The sequence below is a fragment of the Streptomyces sp. SM1 genome, assembly GCF_002910825.1.
In the GTDB taxonomy this organism is placed as follows: domain Bacteria; phylum Actinomycetota; class Actinomycetes; order Streptomycetales; family Streptomycetaceae; genus Streptomyces; species Streptomyces okerensis.
The window spans coordinates 1-9,059 of record NZ_NEUB01000477.1 but is presented as its reverse complement, the minus strand read 5'-3'; the positions used below and the strand labels follow the sequence as shown (position 1 = coordinate 9,059).

General features: G+C 72.6%; 7 protein-coding genes and 1 pseudogene. 5 read left to right on the top strand and 3 right to left on the bottom strand.

Going from position 1 to position 9,059, the window contains the following annotated elements; all coding sequences use genetic code 11:
• The coding region (locus B9S61_RS11910; protein WP_103542230.1) for a ferrochelatase at positions 1-985 on the bottom strand (985 nt) is incomplete at its 3' end.
• A 147-nt stretch (positions 986-1,132) separates the two neighbouring features.
• Between B9S61_RS11910 and B9S61_RS11905 the strand changes: the two are divergent.
• The 3 genes and pseudogenes from B9S61_RS11905 to sepH all read left to right on the top strand — a co-directional run bounded on the left by B9S61_RS11905 (position 1,133) and on the right by sepH (position 5,013).
• Positions 1,133-2,372, top strand: a pseudogene (locus B9S61_RS11905) (MFS transporter).
• Entirely contained in the window at positions 2,332-3,651 is a 1,320-nt protein-coding gene (locus B9S61_RS11900) for a D-arabinono-1,4-lactone oxidase (protein WP_103542229.1), read from the top strand. Before B9S61_RS11905 ends, B9S61_RS11900 begins: the two are co-directional and overlap by 41 nt.
• Before the next feature lie 312 nt (positions 3,652-3,963).
• The gene (gene sepH, locus B9S61_RS11895) at positions 3,964-5,013 is read left to right on the top strand and encodes a septation protein SepH (RefSeq protein ID WP_103542228.1); all 1,050 of its coding nucleotides are present in this window, start codon (positions 3,964-3,966) and stop codon (positions 5,011-5,013) included.
• Positions 5,014-5,078: 65 nt separating this feature from the next.
• Here sepH and B9S61_RS11890 read toward each other — a convergent pair whose 3' ends face one another.
• Positions 5,079-5,930, bottom strand: coding sequence for a sulfurtransferase (locus B9S61_RS11890; protein WP_103542227.1), 852 nt, complete (start codon positions 5,928-5,930; stop codon positions 5,079-5,081).
• Between the two features lie 207 nt (positions 5,931-6,137).
• Here B9S61_RS11890 and B9S61_RS11880 point away from each other — a divergent pair, with 207 nt between their 5' ends.
• Positions 6,138-6,941, top strand: a complete 804-nt coding sequence (locus tag B9S61_RS11880; RefSeq protein ID WP_103542225.1) for a VOC family protein — start codon at positions 6,138-6,140, stop codon at positions 6,939-6,941.
• Between the two features lie 349 nt (positions 6,942-7,290).
• On the opposite strand, the gene B9S61_RS11875 is transcribed toward B9S61_RS11880, so the two are convergent.
• The gene (locus B9S61_RS11875) at positions 7,291-8,757 is read right to left on the bottom strand and encodes an MFS transporter (protein ID WP_103542224.1); all 1,467 of its coding nucleotides are present in this window, start codon (positions 8,755-8,757) and stop codon (positions 7,291-7,293) included.
• Between the two features lie 55 nt (positions 8,758-8,812).
• Here B9S61_RS11875 and B9S61_RS11870 point away from each other — a divergent pair.
• The coding region (locus B9S61_RS11870; RefSeq protein WP_146064801.1) for a TetR/AcrR family transcriptional regulator at positions 8,813-9,059 on the top strand (247 nt) is incomplete at its 3' end.

The window sequence follows — 9,059 nt, the reverse complement described above, 5'->3', positions numbered from 1 at the left end:
GTTCCGTGATCAGCTCGCGGATCGCGGCGGCGAACCGCGGGTCGGCGCCGACGGTGGCCGAGCGGCGCACCGGCAGCCCGAGTTCCTCCGCCTTGGCCGTGGCCTCCGTGTCGAGGTCGTAGAGGACCTCCATGTGGTCGGAGACGAATCCGATGGGCGCCATCACCACGGCCGGGGCCCCGGCGGCGTGCCGCTCCTCGAGGTGGTCGCAGATGTCGGGCTCGAGCCAGGGGATGTGCGGGGCACCCGAGCGGGACTGGTAGACGAGCTGCCAGGGGTGGTCGACGCCGGTGCGCTCCCGGACGGCCTCGGCGATCAGCCGGGCCACGTCCAGGTGCTGGGCGACGTACGCCCCGCCGTCGCCGTGGCCCTCGACGGGTCCCGAGGTGTCGGCGGCGGTGTTCGGGACGGAGTGGGTGCAGAAGGCGATGTGCGCGCCGTCCCGGACGTCCTCGGGGAGGTCGGCGAGCGAGCGGATCACCCCGTCGATCATGGGTTCGACGAAGCCGGGGTGGTTGAAGTAGTGCCGCAGCTTGTCGGTCTTCGGCACCTCCAGGCCCTCCGCCTCCAGGGCCGAGAGGGCGTCGGCGAGGTTCTCGCGGTACTGGCGGCAGCCGGAGTACGAGGCGTAGGCGCTGGTGGCGAGGACGAGGATGCGGCGGCGGCCGTCCTGGACCATCTCGCGCAGGGTGTCGGTGAGGTAGGGCGCCCAGTTGCGGTTGCCCCAGTAGACCGGCAGGTCCAGGCCGTGCCCGGCGAAGTCCGTCCGCAGCGCGTCCAGCAGGGCACGGTTCTGGGCGTTGATGGGGCTGACCCCGCCGAAGAGGAAGTAGTGCTGCCCGACTTCCTTGAGGCGTTCCTTGGGGATACCGCGCCCGCGGGTCACGTTCTCGAGGAACGGGACCACGTCGTCCGGGCCTTCGGGGCCGCCGAAGGAGAGCAGCAGCAGGGCGTCGTAGGGGCTGGCATCGAGCACGTCAGGCATGTTCCGATCCTGCCACCCGGCAACGGCAGCGGGGACACGGCGGGGGTGTCACCGGCCGCGCGGCAGTGGTCCCTGGTGCTTTCGGGTGACCGCCCCCGTAATCTGTACCGACTGCGATCGCACCTTACCGAGATCTTCGGAGCCCTCGTGCCCAGCCCCTATCGCGCCCTGTTCGCCGCACCCGGCAGCAAGGCCTTCTCCACCGCGGGACTCCTCGGCCGGATGCCGCTGTCCATGATGGGCATCGGCGTGGTGACGATGATCTCCGAGCTGACCGGCCGGTACGGACTGGCCGGCGCGCTGTCGGCCACGATCGCCCTCTCCGCGGCGTCGGCGGGCCCGCAGGTGTCGCGCCTGGTGGACCGGTACGGGCAGCGGCGGGTGCTGCGCCCGGCGACCCTGATCTCGCTGACCGCGGCGGCGGTACTGCTGTGCGCCGCGCACTACGCGTGGCCGGAATGGGTGCTGTTCGTCGCGTGTGTGGGCATCGGCTGCGTGCCGAGCGTCGGCGCGATGATCCGGGCCCGCTGGGCCGCCCTGTACCGGGGCACTCCGCAGCTGCACACCGCGTACTCCTTCGAGTCCGTGGTGGACGAGATCTGTTTCGTCTTCGGACCGATCGTCTCCATCGGGCTGTCCACGGCCTGGTTCCCGGAGGCCGGTCCGCTGCTCGCGGCCTGCTTCCTGGCGGCCGGTGTCTTCTGGCTGACCTCGCAGCGCGCCACCGAGCCCGTGCCGCATCCGCGCGAGCACCGGGGCGGCGGTTCGGCGCTGCGTTCCCCTGGACTCCAGGTCCTGGTCGCGACGTTCGTGGCGACGGGGACGATCTTCGGCGCCGTGGACGTGGTCACCGTGGCCTTCGCCGAGGAGCAGGGGCGCAAGGCGGCGGCCAGTCTGGTGCTCTCCGTGTACGCGCTGGGCTCGTGCGTGGCGGGCGCCGTGTCCGGGCTGCTGCGCTTCGCGGGGGGCGCCGGAACGGCGTTGGCTTCTGGGCGTCTGCGCCATGGCCGTGAGTATGATCCCACTCCTACTGGTCGGGAACCTGCCGTTTCTGGCCGTGGCGCTGTTCTTTGCGGGACTGGCCATCGCTCCGACGATGATCACGACGATGTCCCTCATCGAAGAGCACGTACCACGCGCGCAGCTCACCGAGGGCATGACCTGGGTGAGCACCGGGCTCGCCGCCGGGGTCACGGCCGGCTCGTCCGTGGCCGGCCGGGTGATCGACGCGGCCGGGGCGCGTGCCGGGTACGGGGTTCCGGCGGTGGCCGGGGCCGTCGCGGTCGCGGTCGGTTTCCTCGGGTACCGCCGGCTCAAGCGGCCGGCGCCGGGTCGGGGAGGCTCCGTTGGGCAGCACAGCGAGCGCGAGGAACGGCACGTGGCGTAACTGGGGAGGCACCGTCGCCGCGCGCCCCGCGCGGGAGGTCACGCCCGCCTCGGTCGACGAACTGACCGCCGCCGTGCGCCGGGCCGCCGAGGACGGTCTGCCGGTGAAGCCGGTGGGCAGCGGGCACTCCTTCACGTCCATAGCCGCCACGGACGGGGTCCTGATCCGGCCTAACCTGCTGACGGGCATCCGTGACATCGACCGCACGGGCGGCACGGTCACGGCCGAGGCCGGCACTCCGCTCAAAAGGCTGAATGTGGCCCTCGCGCGGGAAGGACTGTCGCTGACCAACATGGGCGACATCATGGAGCAGACGGTCTCCGGGGCCATCAGCACCGGCACCCACGGCACGGGCCGCGACTCCGCCTCCATCGCCGCGCAGATCCGGGGGCTGGAGCTGGTCACGGCCGACGGCTCGGTGCTCACCTGCTCCGAAAAAGAGAACCCGGACGTCTTCGCGGCCGCGCGGATCGGTCTCGGCGCCCTCGGCGTCGTCACCGCGGTCACCTTCGCCGTGGAGCCGGTCTTCCTGCTCACGGCCCGCGAGGAACCGATGCCCTTCGACCGGGTCTGCGCCGAGTTCGACCAACTTCATGCCGAGAACGAGCACTTCGAGTTCTACTGGTTTCCCCACACCGGTAACACCAACACCAAGCGGAACAACCGCAGCGCGGGACCGGAGCGGCCGGTACCGCAGGTCAAGGGCTGGTTCGAGGACGAGTTCCTGTCCAACGGCGTCTTCCAGGTGGCCAACTGGGTCGGCCGCGCGGCGCCCGGGACCATACCGGCCATCGCCCGGATCTCCAGCAAGGCACTGTCCGCGCGGACCTACACCGACATTCCCTACAAGGTGTTCACCTCGCCGCGCCGGGTGCGTTTCGTGGAGATGGAGTACGCCGTTCCGCGCGAGGCCCTGGTGGAGACCCTGCGGGAGCTGAAGGCGATGATCGACCGCTCCCCGCTGCGGGTCAGCTTCCCGGTCGAGGTGCGCACCGCGCCGGCCGACGACATCACCCTGTCCACGGCCTCCGGCCGCGACACCGCGTACATCGCCGTCCACATGTTCAAAGGCACCCCCTATCAGGGGTACTTCACCGCCGCCGAGCGCATTTTCACCGCCCATGAGGGGCGGCCGCACTGGGGGAAGATCCACACCCGGGACGCCGGGTACTTCTCCCGGGTGTATCCGCGCTTCGAGGAGTTCACGGCGCTCCGGGACCGCCTCGATCCGGAACGCCGGTTCCGGAACGACTACTTGCGGAGGGTCCTGGGGACATAGAGGATGCCTTGAGCGGCGCGCCAATCCACGCAGGTGGCCCAAATGGAGTACTGTGGCGAGCCCTGGGTCCGGTCTCCCGTCAGGGTGCCCGGATCTCGAGGACCGCCGGGAGGGGGCTAGTTGCACACGCTGACGCAGTTGGTCACTTAGCGTTGCGAATAGGTAACCGTGTCATAACGGCGATCCAGGGCCGGCGCCCGACACGCCGGGCAACTCGGCAAGGTTGTGGCAGGCTGCACCCGGGCAGGCCACACTCGACTAGCGGAAGCAGCGACGCACGTGACGTCGGCAGGCACCACCCGGGAGGTCCCCATGCCCGAACTGCGTGTCGTGGCCGTCTCGAATGACGGCACACGGCTGGTGCTGAAGGCTGCGGACAGCACGGAGTACACGCTTCCGATCGATGAGCGGCTCCGCGCCGCGGTGCGCGGCGACCGTCCGCGTCTCGGCCAGATCGAGATCGAGGTGGAGAGCCATCTCCGCCCCCGTGACATCCAGGCACGTATAAGGGCCGGCGCGACCGCGGAAGAGGTCGCGCAGATGGCCGGCATCTCCGTGGACCGCGTACGCCGCTTCGAGGGCCCCGTGCTGGCGGAGCGCGCGTTCATGGCCGAGCGTGCCCGCAAGACCCCCGTCCGCCGCCCCGGCGAGAACTCCGGCCCGCCGCTCGGCGAGGCCGTACAGGAGCGGCTGCTGCTGCGCGGCGCGGACAAGGACACCGTCCAGTGGGACTCCTGGCGCCGCGACGACGGCACCTGGGAAGTGCTGCTGGTCTACGTCGTCGCCGGTGAGCCGCACTCGGCGAGCTGGACGTACGACCCGCCCCGGCGGCTCGTCCAGGCCGTCGACGAGGAAGCGCGCTCGCTGATCGGCGAGTCCGACGACCTCGCCGCGCCCGAGCCCAGCTTCCCGTTCGTCCCCCGAATCGCGCGGCTGCCGCGCGACCGTCCGCTGGACCGGCCCGGCGACCGCGAGCGGCCCAGCCTGCCCGCGCCGGCCTCCGAGCCCGGCGAGGAGCCCACGACGGCCACCGCCTCGAGCGAACGGGACTCGCTGACCAGCCTCCTGGAGGCGGTGCCGAGCTTCCGGGGCGACCTGGTGGTGCCGGAGCGCACGCCGGAGCCCGCTGCCGAGGACCCGGACGCCGAGCCCGAGGCGGAGGAGCCGCCGGCGCCCGCGGCGTCGGCGGGTTCCGCCTACGCGGACGTCCTCATGCCGCGTTCCGTCACCAGCCACCGGGACCGTCTCGTCGGCTCGACCGACCGTCAGGCCGAGGCGGACGGTGTCCGTCCGGGCCGCCGCGCGGCGGTACCGAGCTGGGACGAGATCGTGTTCGGGACCCGGCGCAAGAAGCAGGAGTAGGCCTTTCGTGCCGTCCGCGCCCGCGGCAGGTTGACGGTAGACCGAGCATCGAGGGGGCCCGCGATCTACCGCGGGTCCGGGCCCACCGCGACCGGCCGCTCCGGGTCCGACGACCACTCCGACCAGGAACCGACGTACAGCGCCGCCGGGATGCCCGCGACGGCCAGCGCCAGCACCTCGTGTGCGCCGGAGACGCCCGAGCCGCAGTACACGCCGACCGGCGAACTCGCCGACACGCCCAGGCCCCTGAAACGGGCGCCGAGCTCCTCCGCCGGCCGGAACCGGCCGGCGGCTCCGACGTTCTGTGTGGTGGGCGCCGAGACCGCGCCCGGAATGTGCCCGCCGACCCGGTCGATCGGCTCCACCTCACCCCGGTACCGCTCCCCCGCGCGGGCGTCCAGCAGCACTCCCGAACGCGCCAGTTCCGCCGCGCCGTCGGCGTCCAGCAGCCCGGCCTTCCCGGGCTCCGGCGCGAAGTCCCCTTCGGCCGGCCGCGGAACCGAGGTCTCCAACGGCCCCTCCCAGAGCGGCAACCCGCCGTCGAGGACCCGCACGTCCGGGTGCCCCGTCCAGCGCAGCAGCCACCACGCGCGGGCGGCGCCCCAGCCCATGCCCCCGTCGTACACGACGACCGGCGTCGAGGCCGACACGCCCGCCCGGCGCATCGCGGCGCCGAACACGGCGAGGTCCGGCAGCGGATGACGGCCGTGCCCGCCCGGCGCGGACGCCAACTCCCCGTCCAGGTCGACGAAGACGGCACCGGGGAGATGCCCGGCGCGGTAGGCGGCCCGTCCGTCGAACGGCGGTTCCCCGGCCGCAGCGGCCGTGCTGAGCTGCCAGCGGACATCGAGCAGCACCGGCGGATTCCCGCCCGTCAGTTCGCTCGCGAGTTCGGATGCGGAGATGATGGCGTTCATGGCCCCCATCTTCGCGCACGGGGTGGCCGAGTCGTCCGGGTCCGGCTACTGTGCTCGGCCGGGCAGGTCCGGTCACGAAGCGTACAGTACCGGGCACATACGGTGTCGGCGCCGGTGCGGGAACGATCCGCCGAGCGGACGGGTTACGTCCCCACAGGGGCGAGATGACCACGGCCGACGCCACGAGCGGCCGGGAGAAGAGTGACGATGACCGAAGCACGGGGGAACGCCCGCCCGAACGGTGCGGCGCCCGCTCGGTACGCACCCGGCACACCCTGCTGGGTGAGCCTGATGGTGCACGGACTGGAAGCGACCGAGCAGTTCTACGGGGCGCTGTTCGGCTGGGAGTTCCGCCCGGGGCCCGAGCAACTGGGCCCCTACGTCGGTGCCTTACTGGACGGACACCCGGTCGCCGGCATCGGTGTGCTGCCCCCCGACCGTCATCTGCCGATCGCCTGGACCCCCTATTTCGCGTCGGACGACGTGGGTGCGACGGCCGACGCGGTGCGCTCGTGCGGCGGCACGGTCGGGGTGGGCCCGCTGGACGCCGCCGACGCCGGACGCCTGGCGATCGGCTCCGACCCCAGCGGCGCCGTCTTCGGCATCTGGCAGCCGCCCGCGCACGCCGTCCAGGCACCCACCGGCGCACCGGGCACCCCCTCCTGGAACGAGCTGACGACGTACGAGTCCGCCCATGTGGCCAAGTTCTACGAGACGGTGTTCGGCTACGACGAGGAACGCACGCCCTCCGCCGACCGCGACCACGTCACCCTGCGCCTGGCCGGCCGCCCCGTCGCCGCCGTCCACGGCCTGGGCGACGCCCTGCCCCGGGACCGGGGGCCGCACTGGACGACGTACTTCACGGTGGCCGACACCGATGCGGCGGTGGACCGGGTCGCCCACCTCGGCGGTCAGGTGCTCACCCGGCCCCACGACTCCGACCACGGCCGCGTGGCCGCGGTGGCGGACCCGGAGGGGGCGCGGTTCGCACTGGTACAGGGCCGGCGCTGACGCCTTGGCTCAGTCGTCGGTGACGGGGAACATGGCGGCATAGGGGTCGGGTCGGGGTCGCCGGTGAGCGGGCCCAGACCGGCGGAAAAGTCGGACCGGACGGCGCCCCGGTCGTCCCGGTGCTCGATGCCGGCGACATCGCGGGCACCGAGAGGCGGTTCCCGGCGGTGCGGTCCTCGGCAGAGTGGCCGCCGACGCCCAGCGATACGGCCAGACCCGCTTCCTGCGCGAGAAGTACGGGCCGGCGCTGCCGGCCGCACTGGCGACCGACAGACAGGACCGACGCCACTGACCAAGGGTCTCCGGCCTGTCGACGCACGGCGGTCCGGGACCAGCCGGGTCGGGTCGGTCAGGTCCTGGTGACCGGGCCGTCCGCCGCTGTCGTGGTCCGCGTCATCTCCGCGTCGAGGCGGTAGCGGGACTGGACCATCAGGGCCGCTGTCATCAGGAGGGCGGGCAGGAGGGTGAAGCCCAGGAGGATGGCGGTGTGGGCGGTGCCGGTCTGGGTGATGTCCTCGCCGGCCCGCGCGGCGGCGTATCCGCCGAGGGCGAGGGCGGCCGAGTACAGATAGGGGCCGGCCGCCGCCCCCGTCGACTCCGTGGCGGTCCACACCCCCGTGTAGGCGCCGGTCCGTTCGATCTCCCTGCTGCCCGCCGCGCGGACGGTGTCGGGGACCATCGAGAACGGGAAGAGCTGGAGACCCGCGAAGCACACGCCGAGGACCAGGGTGCACAGCACGGGGACCGCGATCCCGGCCGCGTCGCCCGCGGCGAGGCCGAGGGCTCCGGCGGCGAAGAAGGCCTGGCACAGCAGCAGGCAGCGCTGTTTTCCCCAGCTCCGGGAGAGGCGGAACCACAGGGGGGTGGTGAGCAGGGCGGGTGCGACGAACGCCGCCATGAGGACGGTGGTGAAGCCGGGGCGGCCCAGTTCGTGCCGCGCGTAGTAGGGCAGGCCGGCGAGGACGAGGTGGGTGGTGGTGGAGACGAGGAGGTAGCCGAGGACCAGGACGCGGAAGGACGGGTTGGCGCGCAGCACGTCCCGTGCCTGGGTCAGGGCCGGGCCGTGTGTCTTCCGCTCCGCCTCGCGGCCCTCGACGTCCGGCCGGGGTTCGGTGGGCAGGAGGTCGCGGACGCCGCCGACGCCGACGATCTGGAAGGCCACCATGAACACGCCGAGGACGAGGGCCATGACCGCGTACCGGGTGACCGAGTCGCCCTCCCCCGCCAGCAGCGGGGCCAGTGCGCCGCCGACCAGGATGCCCACGGTGAGGACCACCATGCGGAAGGAGAGCACACGGGTCCGGCCGTGGTAGCCGACCGTCATGTCGGTGGGCGTGGAGAGGTACGGCACCTGGTAGGCGGCGAAGAGGGCGTTGGCGACGACGAACCAGCCGGCGACCCAGACGGCGGCGGCCCACGGCCGGTCGGCGACGGGGCCCGGCACCGCGAAGAGCGCGACGAACGCCGGGGCGAGGGCGCAGCCCGCCGCCAGGAGGCGCAGCCTGTTGCCCCGTCGGGCGCGCTCCCGGTCGGAGAGGGAGCCGACGAAGGGGTGCAGGACGATGTCCACGGCCTTCGGCAGCAGCAGCGCCAGTCCGGCCAGCCAGGGGGCCACACCGAGGGTGTCCGTGAGGAAGTACAGAAGCAGCAGGCCGGGGACGGTCACGTAGACGCCCATACCGGCCGAGCCGAGGGCGTAGCGCAGCAGCGCGGGGCGGGGCACGTCCGCTCCGTCGCCGGTGTCCGCGGTGTCCCCGGTGACGGTGGGGGCCGGGTGTCCGGGGGGAGGGGCTTCTGATCCTGTGGCGGCGTTCATCAATCCCTCAGGTGCTTGATTGCGAGGTCTGCGGATCCTAGCCAGACTGTGCCGGATGAGGAAGAGCAGTGAGACACCCGATGAGCGGCCCGCCCGGCGTGGGCCGGGCCGGCCCCGGCGCGCGGAACGGGAAGGGCCCTCCACGCGTGAGCTGATCCTGCGGGAGGCGACGGCGTTGTTCGCCGCGCGGGGGCCGGAAGGGACCTCGCTGCGCGACATCGCGGCCCGGGTGGGCATCGACGTGTCGAGCCTGCACCATCACTTCCCGGCGAAGGACGCGCTGTACGACGCCTGCTTCGAGC